Annotated in this window: 16 protein-coding genes; 12 read left to right on the plus strand and 4 right to left on the minus strand. The window is 53.1% G+C overall.

The window, feature by feature from the left end:
- Nucleotides 1–40: 40 nt before the first annotated feature.
- From sufB to MK110_12595, 6 genes are all read left to right on the plus strand, one after another.
- On the plus strand, nt 41–1,456 hold the full coding sequence (gene sufB, locus MK110_12570) for a Fe-S cluster assembly protein SufB (protein MCH2212130.1): 1,416 nt from the start codon (nt 41–43) through the stop codon (nt 1,454–1,456).
- Between the two features lie 21 nt (nt 1,457–1,477).
- A complete protein-coding gene (sufD, locus tag MK110_12575) occupies nt 1,478–2,812 on the plus strand; it encodes a Fe-S cluster assembly protein SufD (GenBank protein MCH2212131.1) in 1,335 nt (444 codons plus the stop codon).
- 156 nt (nt 2,813–2,968) lie between these two features.
- Nucleotides 2,969–3,853, plus strand: coding sequence for an HAD hydrolase-like protein (locus MK110_12580; protein MCH2212132.1), 885 nt, complete (start codon nt 2,969–2,971; stop codon nt 3,851–3,853).
- A gap of 13 nt (nt 3,854–3,866) precedes the next feature.
- Nucleotides 3,867–4,979 (plus strand): hypothetical protein, encoded by a 1,113-nt coding sequence (locus MK110_12585; protein ID MCH2212133.1) that lies wholly within the window; start codon nt 3,867–3,869, stop codon nt 4,977–4,979.
- A complete protein-coding gene (locus MK110_12590; GenBank protein ID MCH2212134.1) occupies nt 4,976–6,022 on the plus strand; it encodes a PfkB family carbohydrate kinase in 1,047 nt (348 codons plus the stop codon). The genes MK110_12585 and MK110_12590 overlap by 4 nt, the downstream gene beginning before the upstream one ends.
- 251 nt (nt 6,023–6,273) lie before the next feature.
- Nucleotides 6,274–7,272 (plus strand): zinc-binding dehydrogenase, encoded by a 999-nt coding sequence (locus tag MK110_12595; GenBank protein ID MCH2212135.1) that lies wholly within the window; start codon nt 6,274–6,276, stop codon nt 7,270–7,272.
- A 141-nt stretch (nt 7,273–7,413) separates the two neighbouring features.
- Here MK110_12595 and MK110_12600 read toward each other — a convergent pair whose 3' ends face one another.
- The gene (locus MK110_12600; GenBank protein ID MCH2212136.1) at nt 7,414–9,072 is read right to left on the minus strand and encodes an aldehyde dehydrogenase family protein; all 1,659 of its coding nucleotides are present in this window, start codon (nt 9,070–9,072) and stop codon (nt 7,414–7,416) included.
- A gap of 474 nt (nt 9,073–9,546) precedes the next feature.
- On the opposite strand from MK110_12600, the gene MK110_12605 reads away from it, so the two are divergent.
- Complete coding sequence (locus MK110_12605) at nt 9,547–10,752, plus strand: amidase (protein MCH2212137.1); 1,206 nt, start codon at nt 9,547–9,549, stop codon at nt 10,750–10,752.
- A gap of 16 nt (nt 10,753–10,768) precedes the next feature.
- Here MK110_12605 and MK110_12610 read toward each other — a convergent pair whose 3' ends face one another.
- The 3 genes from MK110_12610 to MK110_12620 all read right to left on the minus strand — a co-directional run bounded on the left by MK110_12610 (nt 10,769) and on the right by MK110_12620 (nt 14,239).
- Nucleotides 10,769–11,893 carry an iron-containing alcohol dehydrogenase gene (locus MK110_12610; GenBank protein MCH2212138.1) on the minus strand — a complete coding sequence of 375 codons (1,125 nt, stop codon included), beginning with the start codon at nt 11,891–11,893 and terminating at the stop codon, nt 10,769–10,771.
- Between the two features lie 404 nt (nt 11,894–12,297).
- The gene (gene mqnC / locus MK110_12615; protein ID MCH2212139.1) at nt 12,298–13,410 is read right to left on the minus strand and encodes a dehypoxanthine futalosine cyclase; all 1,113 of its coding nucleotides are present in this window, start codon (nt 13,408–13,410) and stop codon (nt 12,298–12,300) included.
- A 1-nt stretch (nt 13,411) separates the two neighbouring features.
- Nucleotides 13,412–14,239, minus strand: coding sequence for a menaquinone biosynthesis protein (locus tag MK110_12620; protein MCH2212140.1), 828 nt, complete (start codon nt 14,237–14,239; stop codon nt 13,412–13,414).
- Between the two features lie 345 nt (nt 14,240–14,584).
- Here MK110_12620 and MK110_12625 point away from each other — a divergent pair, with 345 nt between their 5' ends.
- The 5 genes from MK110_12625 (at nt 14,585) to gatB (ending at nt 19,891) form a co-directional block, all read left to right on the plus strand.
- Nucleotides 14,585–15,892 (plus strand): homoserine dehydrogenase, encoded by a 1,308-nt coding sequence (locus MK110_12625; GenBank protein ID MCH2212141.1) that lies wholly within the window; start codon nt 14,585–14,587, stop codon nt 15,890–15,892.
- A gap of 27 nt (nt 15,893–15,919) precedes the next feature.
- Nucleotides 15,920–16,252, plus strand: coding sequence for a hypothetical protein (locus tag MK110_12630; protein ID MCH2212142.1), 333 nt, complete (start codon nt 15,920–15,922; stop codon nt 16,250–16,252).
- A 162-nt stretch (nt 16,253–16,414) separates the two neighbouring features.
- Entirely contained in the window at nt 16,415–17,410 is a 996-nt protein-coding gene (locus MK110_12635; GenBank protein ID MCH2212143.1) for a bifunctional oligoribonuclease/PAP phosphatase NrnA, read from the plus strand.
- Between the two features lie 70 nt (nt 17,411–17,480).
- A complete protein-coding gene (locus tag MK110_12640; GenBank protein ID MCH2212144.1) occupies nt 17,481–18,389 on the plus strand; it encodes a hypothetical protein in 909 nt (302 codons plus the stop codon).
- Nucleotides 18,390–18,394: 5 nt separating this feature from the next.
- Nucleotides 18,395–19,891, plus strand: a complete 1,497-nt coding sequence (gatB, locus tag MK110_12645; protein ID MCH2212145.1) for an Asp-tRNA(Asn)/Glu-tRNA(Gln) amidotransferase subunit GatB — start codon at nt 18,395–18,397, stop codon at nt 19,889–19,891.
- Nucleotides 19,892–20,046 lie beyond the last annotated feature (155 nt).

Genomic DNA, 20,046 nt, shown 5'->3' on the forward strand with positions numbered 1-20,046 from the left:
GAGTCAGTTCCTCTATCGCACTTACGATAAAGATTAAACTATGAGTACAGACGCCCCTGTCAGATCTGAAGTCGAAATAGGTGACTACCAGTACGGCTTCCACGATTCCACAGAAAACTACGAATTCAAAAGCCGCAAGGGGCTGGACGCGGATGTTGTTGCGCAGATTTCTGAGATGAAGAACGAGCCTGCATGGATGCGGGAGTTTCGTCTGCGGTCACTTGAAATTTTTCAGTCGAGACCGATGCCGAGCTGGGGCGGCGACATGTCCGACCTCGATTTCAACGAAATTTTCTATTACATGAAAGCGGCGAAGGAACAGGGCCGCAGCTGGGATGACGTCCCCGACGACATTCGCAAAACTTATGACCGCCTGGGGATTCCCGAGGCTGAAAAGAAGTATCTCTCCGGAGTGAAGGCTCAGTACGAGTCTGAAGTTGTTTACGGAAGTCTGAAGGAGGACCTCGCAAAACAAGGTGTCCTGTTCACCGATACTGATTCGGCTCTTCGTGATCATCCGGAGATGTTTCAGCAGTACTTTTCAACGATCATTCCTCCGGAAGACAATAAGTTTGCTGCTCTGAACAGTGCTGTGTGGTCGGGTGGATCATTTATTTATGTGCCGCCTGGAGTGAATATCGAATTTCCGCTGCAGGCCTACTTCCGCATCAACAGCCAGAACATGGGGCAGTTTGAGCGGACATTGATCATCGTCGATGAAGGAGCATCTGCGCACTATGTCGAAGGCTGTACGGCTCCTACGTACAGCAGCGACAGCCTGCACAGTGCCGTGGTGGAAATTGTGGTGAAAAAGGGTGGCCGATTCCGCTACACCACAATTCAGAACTGGTCGAACAATGTGTACAACCTGGTCACCAAACGTGCGATGGCCTATGGCGATGCACTGATGGAATGGGTTGACGGGAACCTCGGCAGTAAACTGACCATGAAGTATCCGGCGATCTATCTGATGGAACCTGGTGCCCGCGGAGAAACACTTTCAATCGCATTCTCCGGTGCGGGGCAGCATCAGGACGCCGGCGCCAAGATGGTGCATTGTGCTCCCAACACGAGTAGTCGCATTATCAGCAAGAGTATCAGTAAGGACGGCGGTCGCAGTAGCTATCGCGGACTGGTCAAAGTGGAAGACGGTGCTGGTCAGTGCAGGAGCAATGTTGTGTGCGATGCGTTAATTCTTGATCCGGCCAGTAAGAGTGACACATACCCGTACATCGAAGTCGAAGAACAGGACGTGGCGATCGAACATGAAGCCAGTGTGAGCAGGATTGCGGAAGAACAGCTGTTTTATCTGATGAGCCGTGGTCTGAGTGAAGCTGAAGCCAGTGCTATGATTGTTACTGGGTTTATTGAGCCGCTGGTAAAAGAATTGCCCATGGAATACGCCGTTGAAATGAACCGGCTGATTGAGCTGCAAATGGAAGGTAGTGTTGGCTGACGTCGACACAACAATGTAAACATGGCCGTCACCACGCTTAATATTTCCCGATCGGGGTTCGATGCTGAAGTTTTCGAGGAGTTTCTCGCTGCACAAAACGAAGCTGCCTGGATAACTGACGCCCGTCGCGTCGCCTACGCAGCTTATGAACAGACGCTGGCTGCAGAACTGAACCCCGAGGAATTCAAACGAATAGACCTGCGAGTTTTCAATGCCGCAAAATTTCGCCCTTTGTTAAAGCCGGATGATGCGGCCGCGGTGTCAACACTGCTTGCAGACAAGACGGATTACGGCGGACGAATTGTTCATGTTGACGGTCACACCACCCACTCAGAACTACTGAATGAAATTTCAGCGCAGGGTGTGCTCTTTGGTGATCTGCGGACGTTGCTGACAGAAAACCGTGAACTGCTGGAACCTTATTTTCTTAAGCAGGCTGTCAGGCCGGACGCTGATCGGTTTTCCGCATGGCATGCAGCCTTCTGGACCGGCGGGACCCTCCTCTACGTTCCCAAAGGTGTTCAGGTTGATTTGCCGCTTCACAGTCTGATTGGTCACAGCAAAGACGGGGTTGCTGAGTTCAGTCATACCCTGGTCATTGTCGAGGACGAAGCGCGAGCCACTTTACTGGAAGAAACAACGTCTGCGACCGCTGACATCAGCGGCCTGCATGTTGGCTGCGTTGAACTGATTGTCGGGCGGAATGCCGGTTTGCGTTATGTTCAGCTGCAGAACTGGAATCAGAAGGCCTGGCACTTTGCTCACCAGGCCGGCAATGTTGACAACTCCGGGTCACTCCAGTGGACGGTGGTGGGGCTGGGTGGCAGGCTGAGCCACATTCATCAGGATGTCAATCTGCAGGGACGCAGTTCCACGGCGGAAGTCAATGGTGTTACGTTCGCCGTCGATCGCCAGAAGGTCTCCTATTACACGCAGCAACACCATCAGGCCCAGGGAACTCACAGCGACCTGTTGTACAAAGAAGTCCTGCGTGATGAGTCACGAGTCATCTGGCGCGGAATGATCAAAGTTGACGAAGCGGCTCAGCAGACGGACGGCTACCAGCGCAGCGATGCGCTGATGCTGAGCGCAGATGCTCGCTGTGACAGTATTCCCGGACTGGAAATCGAAGCGGACGACGTACGGTGCACTCACGGAGCAACAACAGGTCGCGTCGATGAAGAGCAGATTTTTTATGCTCAAAGCCGGGGCATCAGCGAAAAAGAGGCCATGCACATTATCGTGGAGGGCTTCTTTCAGCAGATCTATGACCGAATTCCGGTTGAAGTTGTACGGGAAACACTCAGTCGAGCCGTTCAGGGCAAACTGGGAATTGAGACGGTAGTGGACCTTTGAACCGGTCGAAAAGTGAGCGAAAGTCCGGTGGGGTTTATTCCGACCAACAGCATTCATTCTGACATCAAATTCAGCCATCACCCCGACTGCTGCCTGTGGTCGGGGTGATTACGTGACACAGACAGTGTTTCTGCTTCGACAACCAGGTCAGGTTGCATGACAGATCAGATCGAACACGATTTCCGACCGGTAAATCCCGCCGGTGTGGCGACTCAGTTTATTACTGACAGTACCATTGAAATCATCGATGGCTTTGTCCCTTCCGCCGCACTCCGGCACGTACTGTTTGATTTCGATGGTACGCTCAGTCTGGTCCGTGAGGGGTGGACTGAGGTCATGGTGCCAATGATGGTGGAATACCTCCTCGAAACTGGTACAGACGAAACCAGCGAACACCTGTCCGGGATCTGTGCCGAATTCGTTATGCAGCTTACCGGTAAACAGACGATTTATCAGATGATTCGCCTCGCGGAGGAAATCCGGCAGCGCGGCGGGAGACCACTTGAGCCTGCTGCATACAAGCACGAATATCATAAGCGACTGATGCAGCGTATCGAATCCCGTCGCGAACGGTTGCGGTCCGGTCAGACACCCCCGACAGAAATGGTGGTGCCAGGCAGTTTTGAACTGCTCAATCGGCTGCGTGATCGCGATGTTCAGCTGTATCTGGCCAGTGGAACCGACGAACAGTATGTTCGTGAAGAAGTTGATTTGTTGCAACTGGGGGAATACTTTGGCCCTCACGTTTATGGTGCACAGGAAGACTACAGGTCTTTCTCCAAAGCCCAGGTGATTCAAAGGATTCTGACGGAACACAGTGTCGATGGCGCGACTCTTCTGGGGTTTGGTGACGGATACGTTGAGATTCAGAATGTCCGGGATGTAGGTGGCACGGCCGTTGCCGTTGCCAGTGATGAAACGGAGCGCAGCGGCCGACCCGATGCGTGGAAGCGTGACAGATTGATTGCAGCCGGGGCCCATGCCGTCGTTCCCGACTACCAGGACGCCGGTCGGTTAGTCGAATGGTTGTGGAACATTTGACAGGAAACAGGAAATGCCACACCCGCAACTGGACCGTTTCCAGGTTCGTATGGACTCGTTGACCACTCGCACGAACAAAAAACAGATCGAACACGATCATGTTTCACCTGATGATCCCTGCCCGGAGCTGTCTGATTTGGCTCAGCGTCTGATTGCGGACACTGTTCGACGGATTCAGAACGCACGAGCTGCCGGCCGTCCTGTGGTTGCAGCCTTTGGTGCCCATGCAATCAAAAACGGACTGGGACCGGTCTTTCTGAGGCTGATTGAACAGGGCTGGTTCACTCACCTGGCTACTAACGGTGCAGGCGTCATCCACGACTGGGAATTTGCCTGGCAGGGACAGAGTTGTGAGCACGTCGGCCCTATGGTCAAAGAAGGAAAATTTGGTAACTGGCAGGAAACCGGTTTCAATATCAATCTGGCACTCAACGTAGGAGCATTCGAAGGCAGAGGCTACGGGGAATCGGTCGGAGCGATGATTGAAAATGAGGGTCTTGATATTCCGGAGGCCACGGATCTCGAAGACCTGATCCGAAAACAGGCATCGTTCGATCCTCATCAGGTGGCCGCTGCTGCTGACCTGCTGGGCATTATTAAAACATTCGGTCTGGTTGCCGGACGTCTTGAAATCCCTCATCCATGGAAACAGTACAGTGTCCAGGCAGGAGCATTTCGACAGGGGGTTCCATTTACAAGTCATCCAATGATCGGTCACGACATCATCTACAATCATCCCATGAATCACTGTGCTGCTTTAGGGCGGACTGCACAGCGAGACTTTCTGACGTATGCACAAACGATCAGCCGGCTGGATGGCGGAGTGTATCTGTCGATCGGGTCGGCCGTGATGAGCCCTATGATTTTTGAAAAGTCTCTGTCCATGTCGCAAAATCTGGCAATTCAGGACGGGAGGCACATCGACGGCCATTACATTCTGGTAAGTGATCTGGCCAAATCAACCTGGGACTGGAGCCAGGGGGAGCCGCCGGAAAATGATCCGGCCTACTATCTGCGCTACAACAAATCGTTCAGCCGAATGGGCGGTACCATGCGATATCTTGAGGCGGACAATCGGGATCTGTTGCTGAATCTTGTGCATCAGCTGGGAGAATCGGAGCCGTGAGTTCACTGCTGAGTCCTGAGCGTCTGAAATCACTGGTCGAATGTTTTTCTGACTGTCGAATTGCTGTTGTGGGTGACTTCTTTCTGGACAAATATCTGGACATTGATCCGTGTCTGGAAGAACCAAGTGTGGAGACCGGTAAGCCAGCCCGCCAGGTGGCGTCGGTTCGTTGTTTTCCTGGTGCAGCCGGTACTGTTGTATCGAATCTGAGTGCACTGGGCGCGGGAACACTGCATGCCGCCGGATTCACTGGTGACGATGGTGAAGCGTGGGAGCTGCGACGCGGGCTGACGGCAATGCGATGTTCAACCGAACACCTGCATGTCGTACCCGAACGATTCACCCCGACCTATACCAAGCCACGCAACATGAGTGTCAGCGGACTCGACGGCGAGTATTCGCGAATCGACATCAAAAATCGTCAGACAACTCCGACAGAGACAGAGCATGCGATCATTGCGTCTATCACAGACCTTGTCTCTGAAGTGGATGCTGTGATCGTGATGGATCAGGTGGAAGCTCGGAATTGCGGAGCTGTCACAGCGATGGTTCGGGAACATCTCGGGACGTTGGCCGAAAATAATCCGGATGTGATCTTCTGGGCCGACAGCAGACGCCGAATTCGCGAGTATCGAAATGTGATTACGAAGCCAAACGAATTTGAACTGACCGGCAATGACGATCCTGTGCCTGGAGATACGGTCGATGCAGCTGAACTGCAGAGTGCAGCTGCTCAGCTGCGTACGAAGACCGGTGCTCCGGTCTTCGTGACCTGTGGCGCCAACGGAATGTTCGTGACAGATCCGCAATGGACTGCCGTTCCCGGCATTCGGCTGACCGGAGAAATCGATACCACGGGTGCAGGCGACAGTGTGACCGCGGGCTGCGTGCTTGCTTTGTGTTCCGGCGCATCGTGTGAACAGGCAGCAGTGGTTGGCAATCTCGTTGCCTCAGTCACTGTCCGGCAGCTGGCCACCACCGGTACGGCCTGTTCATCTCAACTCGGACTCTGCCTTCAAACCTGGCTGGAACAAGTCGGCTGATCAGTGGTGTACAGGGGCCGGGTGGACGGTGAGTGATGTTGGGGGTTTTTGCCCGAAATCTGACAGCGTTGTGCGGGCAGATAACGCGATCCTGGCTCATTTGAAGCAGTGATAACACCACTATGGAAATCTGAACATTGTGTCGGACCTTTCGGTGGAAGACCCGACGAGTTGACAAATACATCGTGAATGCGAAATTGACCGCTAAAATCAACCGCGTTCGCACTTATAGCCACCAGCGACTCACTCTTATGAAATGCCTGACACTCAATGCTGTTAAGTCGCCTCTCCAGCTGGAAGAACGTCCCGATCTGAGACCGGGACCTGGTGAAGTCGTGTTAAAGGTCAAAGCCGCTGCTCTTAACCGTCGTGATTTCTGGATCACTCTGGGGATGTATCCTGGAATTGAATTGCCCTGTGTTTTAGGTTCCGACGCTTCCGGAATCGTGATGAGTTGCGGGGAAGGAGTGGATCAGTCGTGGATTGACAGGGAAGTCGTCTTCGATCCAGGTCTGGACTGGGGCGACAATCCAAACGTACAGCATCTCAACTTCAACATTATGGGTTTACCCGGCGACGGAACGTTTGCAACTCAGGTGATCGTACCGGCCAGTCAGTTGTATGCACGGCCGACACATCTCGACTGGATTGAATCTGCTGCGCTGCCGCTGGCAGGAGTCACGGCCTATCGGGCCGTGTTCACTCAGGGAAGTCTGCAAAATGGTGAAACAGTTCTGATCACTGGAATCGGCGGAGGGGTTGCAACGTTTGCTCTGCAGTTTGCTGTTGCTGCCGGTGCCAGAGTCTGGGTCACTTCATCTTCCTCCGCGAAGATTGACAGAGCGATTCAACTGGGAGCCGAGGGCGGATTTGATTACAGAGATGATGACTGGTGGAAACAGATGTCGAAAGACGTGGGTGCACCCCAACTGATCGTCGACAGCGCCGGCGGCAGTGGATACAGGAATTTGCTCAATCTGGCCGATGCCGGAGGTCGTGTTGTCAGTTACGGGGCGACCACGGGGCCACCGGAGAAATTGGATCTGTTCAAGTTGTTCTGGAAACAACTTCGTCTGATCGGTTCCACCATGGGATCACCGGACGATTTCACCGCAATGCTGAAGCTGGTCAATGAGCACAAGCTCCGACCTGTCGTTGATACTGTGTTTCCACTGGAAGATGGAAACATCGCTGTCAGCCGGATGAACTCATCACCGCAATTTGGCAAATATGTTCTTACCAATGCATGACCGGCTACCAGGATTCACATAACCGACCAAAGGAAATTGCAGAAGCTGATGGTTCCTCATTGTCCTTAGTTTCTCTTGTGGCCGTTTGGACTGAAAACGGGTGGCCTGGGCGGCCATAAAATCTATTGTTCACGGGAAAGGCTAACCGGTCCATGCGGCTGTTGCCAAACCAGGAAGACGCAGCAGGCGTGGTCGATGATACAGTTCCAGCAACTTCCAGCTGACTGATTCTGCTTTGCGATGTGACGGGAACCAGATCGGTTTTGGTGAATTCACCAGCGGTCCTCTGAGGACTGATTTTTCATGATTTGCCAAAAGGTAAGTGTTGTGAACACTGCCAATCCCGCTCTGCACATCTTCATAAGTGCTGCCTGGCCAGGCACCCCACGGCGTGCTGATAAGTCCGTAGGCAAGACCGGACCACTGGTTCAGACAGACCGACCCGTACCGCATCGAACCGATGGTCCGTTCCAGCCAGGCAGGTTCAGATCTTTGCAGACTGTTGGGAAGGGTGATGCTGGCGCTGAGCGTCCCGTAGAGTTGATCGTTGACAAACGCCGCAACAGCTTCCAGAAACTTCTTCGCATCGGGCTCATCAAGAGTCGTTTCTGTACAAACGCAGACGAATGACTCTTCGTTAAACAATTCCGGACGCTCCAATGGTTTTTGATCGACCAGCAGCTTCCAGGGCAGGTGTCCGTCAGCGTCCAGTGGATCTTCAACGGCAGCAAAACGAATGTATCGATCCGTGGCTCCGGGATAGTACGGTTTTCTGGTCGGCGTCTCGTCCAGAGCCTTCTGCAGCAGGTACAGGAACTGGTCCCGCTGCGACCACTGGCGCGACGTCACAATCACTTTTGTCGCAATACAGTTGAATGAAGCGTTGTTTGTGATTGACGCAGCGAGGTGTTGAGCCTGTGAGGTTAATTGTTTCTTTGTATAGCGTCCTGGAACAACAATCCAGGGAGTGACATTACCCAGCTCACTGGTCACGCACTTGTCTGTGACCGGCGTGTCGGGTCGGCTTTCACCAGGTTTGGTTCCCCAGACGATTGCCTCATGTGTCATAACAGAACCAGTGACGTGAATTTCTGTCACCCGATCATTCCGGGCCAGTGTGGCTCCCATCTCACCGCCACCGGTGACAATCCGAAGCAGTCCGGCGCTGATAAACGGACGCATGACGTCACGGAAAACGTGTTCAAGATAATCGTTGACGGGATTGAGTTTTAGCAGTACACGGCGTCCGTCAAAGATGACTCGGTTCAGGGTATCTGTTGCCGGGATAGATGAAACATTTCCTGCCCCGAGCACCAGCGTAATCCCGTCCTCCGGCAAACGATTCAGCTGTTTGAGCAGATCGCCGTGCAGTTGATGATCTGCGGTGTCCGGCTGCATGTGGACCTCTGCCGTGAGGCCTGTGAATGTAAGGGAGTCAAAGAACCCGGCCGTCGGAAACACAGGAACCGCCAGTTGGCCGGTTGCTGTTCTGCGGACAGCGCCGGGTAGAATCGGTGTGCCGGTAACCTGGATACGTGACAGTGTCTGTATGGACAGTTGAAGCTGTCGCAGGACGACAGCAGGTCCGCTGAGCACAGCTTCCGATCGTTCTCCGTCTGACAGTCCTTTTGCTTCAGATTCCAGTTGCACCCATTCAGCAGCTGACTGCACAACACGTTCGACACATTCACGGCAAAGACGTATTCGGTTATCGACAGAGATTTGTTTTGCAGGCTGTGCTGCCAGTTCTTCCAGGACCTTGACGGCAGACTTTGACGCTGTATTTGCAATCGCCGGCATTTGGTAACCCTAGATGAAACGAATCGCTGACTGCTGGTAGCGTTGGTTTGAGGTTTCCGTCTGACACCGGCCGGAGCGGGCACTGAGACCAGTTGGAAGTCAGACACGGCACCGTCATCCGGTTGTACACAGATGTCCTGCCCGGGGGTTGTCCTGTGAACAGCGAGCGATTGAACACGGTGGACATGCAAATTCCGAGCATACCCCAAATGGGACCGGAGAAGCGGCACTGAATCCCGGATTTTTGGCTCTGCATCGGAAGCTGCAGCAGCGCGGCCGTTCAAACGGAACAATATTAACACGGGAAACACTTGAAGAACGTAGACGGTCAGAAAAATGCGGTTGTTCTTTTGGCTGTCTGCTGCAATGGTGTGGACCATGATTGTCCCAGGGGTTTGAGCTGGGGACGCTGGCAGTTTGTTTGCCACTGCCCGGCGAAGAGTAAATAACTCTGTTTACGGATTCAGTCCTTCGATGAATTTCAACAGTCACCTGCAGGCCGTTCACTCACACGAACCCACCGTTAAGGCACTTGTGGGCTGGAATGAAGAATTTGCCCGTCGTCAGGCGTCGCGGGCGGGTGACGGTCCGTTGTCCGGCTGGGCCCTCGGAGTCAAAGACATTATCGATGTTGCCGGGCTGCCGACACGGGGAGGTGTTGACTTTCTTCCCGGTGACGCGAAATCCGGGAGCGCAGATATTGTTGAGCGACTGGAATCTTTGGGGGCCTATGTGTTTTCGAAGACGGTGACCACGTCACTTGCTTATTTTGATCCCGGTCCTACTACGAATCCCTGGAATTCGGAACATACACCGGGAGGATCGAGCAGCGGGTCGGCGGCGGCTGTCGCGGCCGGCATGGTACGCTTTGCGCTGGGATCCCAAACCATTGGGTCAATTGGTCGCCCGGCTGCATACTGCGGGGTTGTCGGCTTCAAGCCCGGTTACGAGCGAATGATTTCATCCGGCATGATTCCGTTTTCTCCTTCGGTTGATACGGCTGGTTTCTTTACAGCAAATGTGGCCGATCTGCAGACTGTATGTGCTGCTCTGTTCAACGAACCGATCGTCGAAAATCAGAAAACACTGAACGTGGGTCTGGTCGAGGATCTACTTTGTCCGGCGGCCGACCCGGACATGATTGACGCCCTGCGAATGACGAGTGACAAACTTAGCGCTCTCGATGGTGTTTGTGTGCAGGCAACGTCACTTCCTGACCAGCTGCAGACCGCCTACGATAATCATGTAAACCTTGTTGCTGCTGAACTGGCGGTTTCGCAGGCGCAGCTGTTTGAGAAATATGGTTCGCAATATCCGCCGAAGGTGCGCGAACTCTATCTGAAGGGTAAGGATATCAGCGACAGAGACCGACAGGAGTGTCTGCGACAGCGCACTCATTATCATTCGGTTTTGGATTCAATGTTTGATCGGTTCGACGTTCTTCTTGCACCATCAGCTCCGGGCGCAGCTTTGAAAGGACTGGCCATCACCGGAGATCCCCGGATGAACCTGATTGCCACTCATACACGGGTTCCGGCGTTAACGCTTCCGGCCCGCTTGAATCAATACGGACTTCCACTGGGGATTCAGTTGCTTGGGCGACTGGGGCACGACATGAATCTGCTGTCAGCCGCCCTTCGTGTGGAGTCAGCGATCGGATTCAGTGTTCGACCCGTGTAAAACAGTTTCCAACGGTTCAGAACGCCGCTTCCAGCATTGCCTGGCAGTCGGCTTCGGTAACCTGGCGAGGATTTGTTGGCGTTGAATGATCTGCCACTGCTTCCGCCGGAATTTCAGCTAAATCCTCTCGCGTTACACCCATGTCACGCAGTCGGCCTGGCAGTCCGATTGATTCATTGAGCTGTTCGCTTGCCCGTGCCAGAGATTCAGCATCAGTTCCGACTCCGGTTGTCTCGGCCATTCGCCGCATCTTTTCCGGGCAGGTGTCGGCGTTGAATCGCAGCACATGCGGCAGGAATATGGCGTTGAGCATTCCGTGATGGAGACGACGGTGTGTCAGCGCGCCCATAGGATGACTCAGGCTGTGAATCAGACCAAGTCCTTTTTGAAAGCTCAGACCTCCTTCCAGTGCAGCGATCATTAACTCTTCCCTGGAATTGATATTGTTTCCTGTCCGGACTGCTGTTGGCAGGTTCTGCCATGCGCGTTTGAGACCATCGAGCGCAATTGCTTCTGCCACCGGATTGAATTTCGGGCTGCAGAATGTTTCGACGCAGTGTGAGATCGCGTCCAGTCCCGTTGCGGCTGTCAGCAACGGAGGCAGTTCACGAGTGAGCTGTGGATCGCAAATCGCAGCATCCGGAATGATATGCGGGCTGATCACGGCCAGTTTCCGACCGCTTTGCATCGTCACAAGCGCTGCGCGACCAACCTCGCTACCGGTGCCTGCAGTCGTCGGAATAGCGATGAACGGAGGTTTATTGGCCGTAATTCTTGCAGCGCCGCCACGGATCAGTGCATACTGTTCCAGCGGTTCAGGATGGGTAATGAGCAGTGAAACGCATTTAGCGCAATCGATTGGCGACCCGCCGCCAAGACCAATAATTCCGTCACAATTGTGTTCACGATAAACTGCAACGCCGGCCAGCGCCCCCGCCTCATCGGGATTCGTCTCCACATCTGCGAAGATGGCTGCGGGTTTCACACCTAGCCGGTCGACGAATCCCAGTTCCAGCAGACCTCGGTCTGTTACCACCAGCGGACGTTCCACTTTGTATTCACTGAGTACGTCAGGGAGCCGCTCAGTGCTGCCCGTCCCAAAGTGGACTCCGGTAAGATAATTAATTGTGGGGATGATCATATTGGCTCGCCCGGTTGGATACCGTTCGGCTCAGAGTGTTCCGGATTGCGGTGGTCAAATCAAACTCCTGACTTGACCTTTGCTGTGCGCATCGGGGTTTATTGCGGCAGCAAGAAACCATCGGATCAGGATTGGTATTTCCAATTCACCGAATTAATCCGCGACTCCCGATCAATAACCCAGTATTGCATGATTTGAACGTAGATGACAGCAATCATCAACAGGTATCGCGGCGTCCCTGGCCCGGTCGTGTTGGCGAATGCGTCTTTTGGGGTCCTGAACTGAAGACCGTTGTTTGGTTTCCCGCCATTGACGGATGTCGCGAAAAGCATCTAACTGTCCATATCCGACATCAGGACGTGCGGTCGTGTTCTGTTCAATACCGGCACAACGGTCAGTGCTGCTCAGATCAGCGGCAGCTGTGTTGCTGATTGTGAGGTTGAGCGGTATTCAGCAGACTCATCAATGAATTCATAAAACACATTTCTCTGTCGCGGTACGTATCCGACGTTGGTGATACAGCGGCGTATGGTATCCAGCGACAGGTGATGCACCGTACCGGCTTCTGACACAACATTTTCTTCGATCATGAGACTGCCCATATCGTTTGCTCCGAACATGAGCGCCAGCTGACCGATTTTTTCACCCTGAGTGACCCACGAAGACTGAATGTTGGCAACGTTGTCCAGATACAGTCGACTCACGGCCTGAGTCTTTAGATATTCGAATGCACCCGCCGGTGAAATATGTGCCATGTCGGTGTTCTCCGGTTGAAATGTCCAGCAGATAAATGCAGTGAACCCACCGGTTTCATCCTGGAGTTGTCTCACCCGATCAAGGTGTTCGATACGTTCCTCCAGCGTTTCCACATGACCAAACATCATCGTTGCTGTCGAACGCCCCCCAAGTTCATGCCATACTCGCATCACATTGAGCCAGTCATCGGTCAGAACCTTGCCTCTTGTGATCTCTTTGCGCACGCGATCCACCAGGATTTCACCTCCGCCTCCCGGCAGACTTCCAAGACCGGCATCCCGCAGGCGTTTGAGTACTGTTTTCAGAGGGAGCTTCGCGATCTTTGTGAAGTGATGAATCTCCGGAGGACTAAACCCGTGGACATTGACCTGTGGAAATTCCATTTTGATGGTTCGAAGCATATCTTCGTACCACTCCATGGGCAGTTTTGGATGCAGTCCGCCCTGCAGCAGGATCTGATCGCCTCCGACTTCCACGGTTTCTGCAATTTTCTGCAGCAATGACTTTATGGGAAGGACATAGACGTCCGGATGGTTCGGTGGCCGATAGAAGGCACAGAAATCACAGACGGCCGTACAGGCGTTTGTATAGTTGATGTTTCGGTCGATGTTGTAGGTGCGAAATTCTTCAGGATGAAGTCGGCGGGTAACGGCGTCCGCGGCGGCACCAATTGCCGGCAGATCGTGGGACTTTAACACTGCCAATCCCTCATCCGGAGTCAGGCGATCACCTGCCACAGCTTTGTTGAGAATAGACTGCATCTCAGAGCCTCCAGGCCAGGTCAGCGTTAGAATGAACGGCAAGTGGCTCAGGACGAAGAAGATTCTGTTGTTCTGCCAGTTGTCGAAACAGTTCCAGTCCGCTGCGTTCAGCAGATGCAAGATGATAATTGAGGTTTTGCGTGAGGTAGGTCGTTGCTGATTCGCTCGAAAGATTAAGCAGAGGAGCCTGTTCTTCTGCAATCCTGTGAAGTGCAGCGACTCCCCGGTCTCGTGATTTATCGAGAACTCGTTCAATGCCGGTGATGTCGGCATCTTCACGTGCGACCCACATGGCAAAGACAAACGGCAATCCGGTCCATTCGTACCACAACTGACCCAGATCCATCACTTCGACAAATTCTTCGAGTGGTTCATGCATTGCTCGATCACCAATCAGCAGTACTGCATCAGCAGTACTGCTCAGTGTTGATGATTCGATCGGCAGAGGCTCACTTTCCGGAAAGACGCCATACCGTTCGGCCAGGATCACCCGTGACAGTGCGACACTTGTTCGAGAGCCTTCATCCATTGCAAGACGGCGAATATTACCTGGATGAACCCGACAATACAGCTTCACACTCATGACCGGGCCGCGTGCTGCCACACAAGCGCTTGATACGACCTGGTATCCGGATCCGCGGAAGTACTCCACAGACGGAATCAGGGCGACGTCCAGTTGTCCGGCGGCCAGGGCATCTGCCAGTCGACTGGGATAGTCGAGGATGATTTCAGACTCCGGCAGGAGGTCTTCCAGATCTTCGATGAGTGGTTTGGAATTGAGATAGCTGACCGCACCAATTCGGACGGCAGGCGGATTAGAATTGATCATTGACGGGATTCCGAACCCGAATGGTGCAGGAAGTCAGAGAATCACAGTTGGACACTGGCAGGAAGACTCAGGTTGTTTACGATCGTTAAGGCATTAGCCGACGGTAACAGAAAGTCCAAATGTGTCTCTACGATACCGTTATTCGGATGGTTCCTTCTGCCCAGAGTTCATTTTGGTCAGTATAGACGCGCAATCAGTATAGACGCGCAAATAGTCGTCTCAACCGCTGCTCCTGACTCAACTTAGATTCTCACTGCTTCTTACTGTGGTCGATGATTATTCCTTGCTATTATCCGCAATACTTATTTGCCGAATAACCGATTTTCAGCCAACTGCAGTAAACAAATGCCGGAAACACCGCTGAACATTGCTCTGATCGGCTTTGGCACCGTTGGTACTGGTGTGGCTCGTATACTGACGGAGCAACGCGAAGAGCTTCGGGTTCGGGCAGGACGTGAACTCCGGCTCTGCCGTATCGTTGTCCGGGATCCCGGTAAGACACGAACATTCAACCCGCCAAACGTTCCCGTTTCCGGCAGCATCGACGACGTTTTGAGCGACGATTCGATTGACCTGGCTGTACAGCTTGTTGGCGGCACTGATGCGGCTCTTCAGTATGCCATTCGATTGCTGAACGCGGGCAAAGATCTGGTGACTGCGAATAAGGCGTTAATTTGTGCCCACGGCCCCGAATTGTTTGAAATTGCTGCTGACGGCGGACGAACGATTTGCTTTGAAGCAGCCGTTGCCGGAGGGATTCCGGTGGTCAATGTCATCACCACAGCAATGACGGGCAATCGAGTGGAGTCCATCGAAGGGATTCTGAACGGGACCAGCAACTTCATTCTGACGCAGATGCTCTCTGAAAATCAAAGCTATGATCAGGCCCTGAGTCTGGCGCAGGAGCTTGGCTTTGCAGAAGCCGATCCCACTCTGGATGTGGATGGCACCGATGCAGCCCAAAAACTGGCTATCCTGACGCGTCTGGCATTTTCCACCGACGTCCCTGTGGAGGGGATGAATTGTATGGGAATTGACAAACTAACGTTGTCTGATCTGGAGGCCGCTGCATCGCTCGGGTATCGAATCAAGCTTCTGGCTGTGGCGAAACTTAATGACGGCTGCCTTGAGATTTCAGTTCAGCCAACACTGGTGCCACAGGATCGTGAGTTGGCCCAGACGCAGGGTGCGGACAATATCGTAACCGTTACGGGAAGTGCGGTCGGGCGTCTGGGACTGGCAGGTGCCGGGGCGGGCCAGCTGCCCACGGCGTCCGCAGTCATTGCTGATATTGTTGATTCTGCGGCGGGTCGGGCGGTCAATACATTTAAGGCAGTGTTGCGCAGCTGTCATCAAAATTCAGTTCCAATTCTGCCACAGGACGAGCGGCAACATCGATTTTATCTTCGCTGTACGGTCGACGACCGACCGCATGTGCTGGCGGATGTTACTGACATCCTGGGCCGTCATCGGATCAGTATATCGTCGCTGCTGCAGGACGAATCACGAACGGCCACGGCTCAGGATCAGGCCGCTCGACTCATTATTATGACTCACCGGGTTAGCGAGGGACAAATGAGGTCCGCAGACGCCGAACTGGACGCTCTCAGTTGCGTCCAGGGAAAATGCCTGAGACTTCCTGTGGCTGACTGAGGTGAACACGATGGATGCGATGAGACCATGATCAGTGAATCTGAGATGCGACGTAAACGGGCAGTCGTTGCGTTGCTGGCCGTTGTGTGCATTGTCACAGGTGTCATTCTGTTAACGAACAGTGATTCAGACGGTCTGGCATCAGCATTTCTGCGGGTTGGACTGTTGTTAGGGGCATTCTGGCTGGTACTTCCGGCAAAAGACCGGCCGGCTGCCTGGGCACGTGTGTCTCCGTGGTCGGTAGGATGCGTTGTGGGGCTGGCTCTCATCCTTCCCAGGGCAAGATTTTTTATTCCGGTACTGGTCGCGGGAGTCGCAATCGGCTGGCTTGTTCGTCCGCGAAACAAAAAGGGACGATGATGTCCCTGAAAAATATCGAAAATTTAGCCGGACGCGATCAATTACAAAACCGCCGGCACTCGGTCAGATGTCCCGCGACAGACGATGTTTTTCTTAAGACAGCATCGGAAGGTTGGCGGGCGTTGTTCGGGACCGGTGGTCAACATTTCAGAAAGTATGTTTGTGTCTCAAATCAACTGGGCACCATTTAAGAACATCATTGAACGTCATCAGTCGTTTCTGATTACGACGCATGTTCGTCCGGATGCAGATGCCCTGGGCTCCCAGCGAGGTCTCGCTGCCCTTCTGGAATCATTTGGCCGGGAGGTATTGATGGTTAATGCGACCGCACCTCCTGAAAATCTGAATTTTATGAATCAGGACGGACAAGTAAAAAAACTGGGTGATGGTATCCGCAAAGACGAAATTCCTGATGTCGATGTTCAGATCGTTGTGGACACCAGTGCCTGGCAGCAGTTGGGAGGAATTTGTGAAGTGATTCGGGGTTCCGACTGTACCCGCGTGATCATTGACCATCATGTGAGTTCCGATGACCTGGGTGCCAGCGAATTCAAAGACGTTGCGTCTGCCGCTACCGGAGAACTGATTTATGAAGCAGCTGAGTACCTTGGTGTGACGTTTGATGCAGATGTGGCTTCCTGGCTGTATGCGGCAATTGCCACGGACACCGGATGGTTTCGTTTTCCATCAACGACATCACAAACAATGCGGATCTGTGCCGCTTTGATGGACCAGGGGGCTCAGCCGGATGTGATCTATAATCACATCCATGAGCAGTGGTCAGTTGCGCGAATGCACCTGTTGAGTCGGGTACTGGGGCGTATGCAGGTAGACTGTGGCGGACGACTGGCCTGGATCACTGTGACTCGTAGTGACCTGGAAGCGACTCAGGCTGTTCTGTCAGACACGGAGGGACTGGTGAATCAATGTCTGACTGTGGCAGGTTCAAAAGCAGCATTTATTGCGGTCGAACTGCCGACCGGTCAGGTGAAATGCAGTCTGCGTTGTCGTCCTCCATACGATGTTGCAGCATTTGCTGAACGTCTTGGTGGCGGTGGCCATCGACTGGCGGCAGGTGTAACCCTGTCAGGCGGGTTTTCTGAAGCCGTGGAACGAATAAGACAGGAGTTTCAGCAGATGCTGGAATCCCTCAAATGATGATGTCCTGAAATTCTGAATAATCTGTCTCTGATCCTTCATTTTCAACATTCCGGTTTCGTGTGGTTACATGTCTTCACCTGTTACTGCAACTCTGCTGCCTGGTTTGATTCGTATTCGCTCGAAAGGTGACGATCGAGCGAAGTTTTTGCACAATTTCTGTACCAACGACATCAACAGCATGCAGTCAGGGACGACCTGTGAAGCTTTTTTTACCAGTGCCAAAGCCAGAATTATTGGCCACGGATACATACTGGCCGGAGAGGGGTACCACGAAATCTGGATGTTACCAGGCAATGAAAGTTCCCTGCTGGAACATTTGAACCGCTACATTATTTCTGAAGACGTGACCTTTGAATCAATGACAGCCGACCACGCGGCTATGGCAGTCATCGGGCAGATTCCAGATTCAATTTTTCGTAATCAAGTGAATCAGTCAGGAACATGGATCGACTCGTCTGTCGGGGACGCTGTCGTGACATGTCTCCGGCTTGAATGGGCCGGACAGTCTTTGACCCTGTTGAGTGGTCCACGGACGGCCATCGAAACACTACAGACCGAAATTGTGAAACATGGTCGAACAGGGTCTGGGGTGGAATTCGAACGATTGAGAATCCTGGAACGCTTTCCAGTGATCGGCCGTGACCTGACCGAAGACCATCTGGCTCCCGAAGCCGCTCGAAACACATCCGCAATTTGTTATACCAAGGGGTGTTACCTGGGGCAGGAACCCATTGCGAGAATTGATGCACTGGGACGGGTGAATCGAGCCCTTGCCACGGTAGAATTGCAGCCGGAGTCCATCGAATCGGAGACGTCCTGTCAGTTGACCTCAGTGGATAATGAAACTTCGCCGGCTGTGGGACTGGCAATTGTGAAGGCTGACAACATTCGTTCCGGATTCACTTTGGTTCGATCTTCCGACAACAGATTTTTTTCAGCAGCGATATCTCAACCGAAGTCTCTGACCGGAGACTGAATGCGATGACACAATACCAGACAATCATTGGACTGGAAGTGCACGTCCAGCTTCGCACTCGATCTAAACTGTTTTGCGGCTGTTCACCCCGATTCAATCCGGATGAACCCAACACACAGACCTGTCCGGTCTGTCTGGGTTTACCGGGTGCATTGCCGGTCATGAATCGCAGCGCATTCGACCTTGCGCTGAAGACGGCTGTGGCACTGAACTGTACGATTGCAGAATTCACAAAGTGGGACCGCAAGCAGTACTATTATCCGGATCTGCCCAAGGCCTATCAAATCAGTCAGTTTGATCTGCCGTTCAGTTCCAATGGCTGGCTTGACATCTCTGCAGATGAAGAGGGGGCCGAACCGCGACGTATTCGGATTACGCGAGCACATCTGGAAGAAGACGCGGGAAAGAACGTTCATGACGAAACCGGTCGTGGCGGCGACAGTCGAGTTGATCTGAACCGGACCGGAACTCCGCTGCTGGAAATTGTCAGTGAACCCGATCTGCGAACGGCTTCCGAATCAAGACAGTATCTGGAGCAGTTACGGACCCTGCTGAGATTCATCGATGTGTCGGACTGTAATATGCAGGAAGGCAGTCTGAGATGTGATGCGAATGTGAATCTGCATGTCGATGACGGCAACGGCGAGAAAATAGCAACGCCTATTGTTGAACTCAAGAACATGAACAGCTTTCGCAATGTTGAGCTCGCAATCGGATACGAAATCAAGCGACAGATAAAGCAGTGGGAAAAGACGCATCAGACGATCGACGACGCGCCCAAGTGCACACGCGGATGGGATGCCGAAAGAGGTGCTACATTCGGACAGCGGGAAAAAGAAGATTCGTCTGATTATCGCTATTTTCCGGATCCGGATTTAATCCCGGTAGTGGTCACAGCCCGTGAAGTTGATGAGGTTCGCAATTCACTGCCGGAGAATCCTGCGGACCGCTGTCAGAGATTCCAGTCTGAACTTGGATTGTCTGAGTATGATGCGAACGTGATTATCGATCAGGGACCGCAGTTCACGGACTGGTATGAACGGGTTGTCAGAGTGTGTGGAGACGCAAAGACAGCTGCTAACTGGGCTACACAGGACATACTCCGGGATCTCAATGTGAGTGGTGTCTCGATTAATGAGTTCGGTATCACCGGCGAAATTCTTGGTGAGCTGCTGACGTTAGTCGTCAGTGATCGAATCACCACAAAGAGCGCCAGAGAAATTTATGGGCTTTTGAAAATCCGCAGTGAATCCGGAGAATCGATTTCTGTGCCTGACGTGAAATCACTGGCTGCGGAACGAGAAGTCGTAAGTGATTCGGGTGCACTCAGCGAAGCCGTGGCAGCAGCTATTGAAGCGATGCCCGGTGCTGCAGCAGATGTTCGTTCCGGCAAACAGGCAGCCGTTGGGCCGCTGATCGGAATTGTCATGAAACAGATTTCCGGTGCGGACCCAAAGACAGTCCGGGGACTTCTGCTGGACAGTCTGCAGAACGGAGATTGAAGGTTTCCTTTCCTGGAGCATCCGGACCATGCACGCCTGTTCACCGGACTCAGATATTCGTCAATATTCCAGGTACCTGCTGCAGTTTCAGGTTGTCTCATGGAACTGAATGGCCGGCGGCGTCGAGTCCATGCCTGACGACAGCAAATAAGACG

This window comes from Fuerstiella sp. (assembly GCA_022447225.1).
GTDB lineage: Bacteria > Planctomycetota > Planctomycetia > Planctomycetales > Planctomycetaceae > S139-18.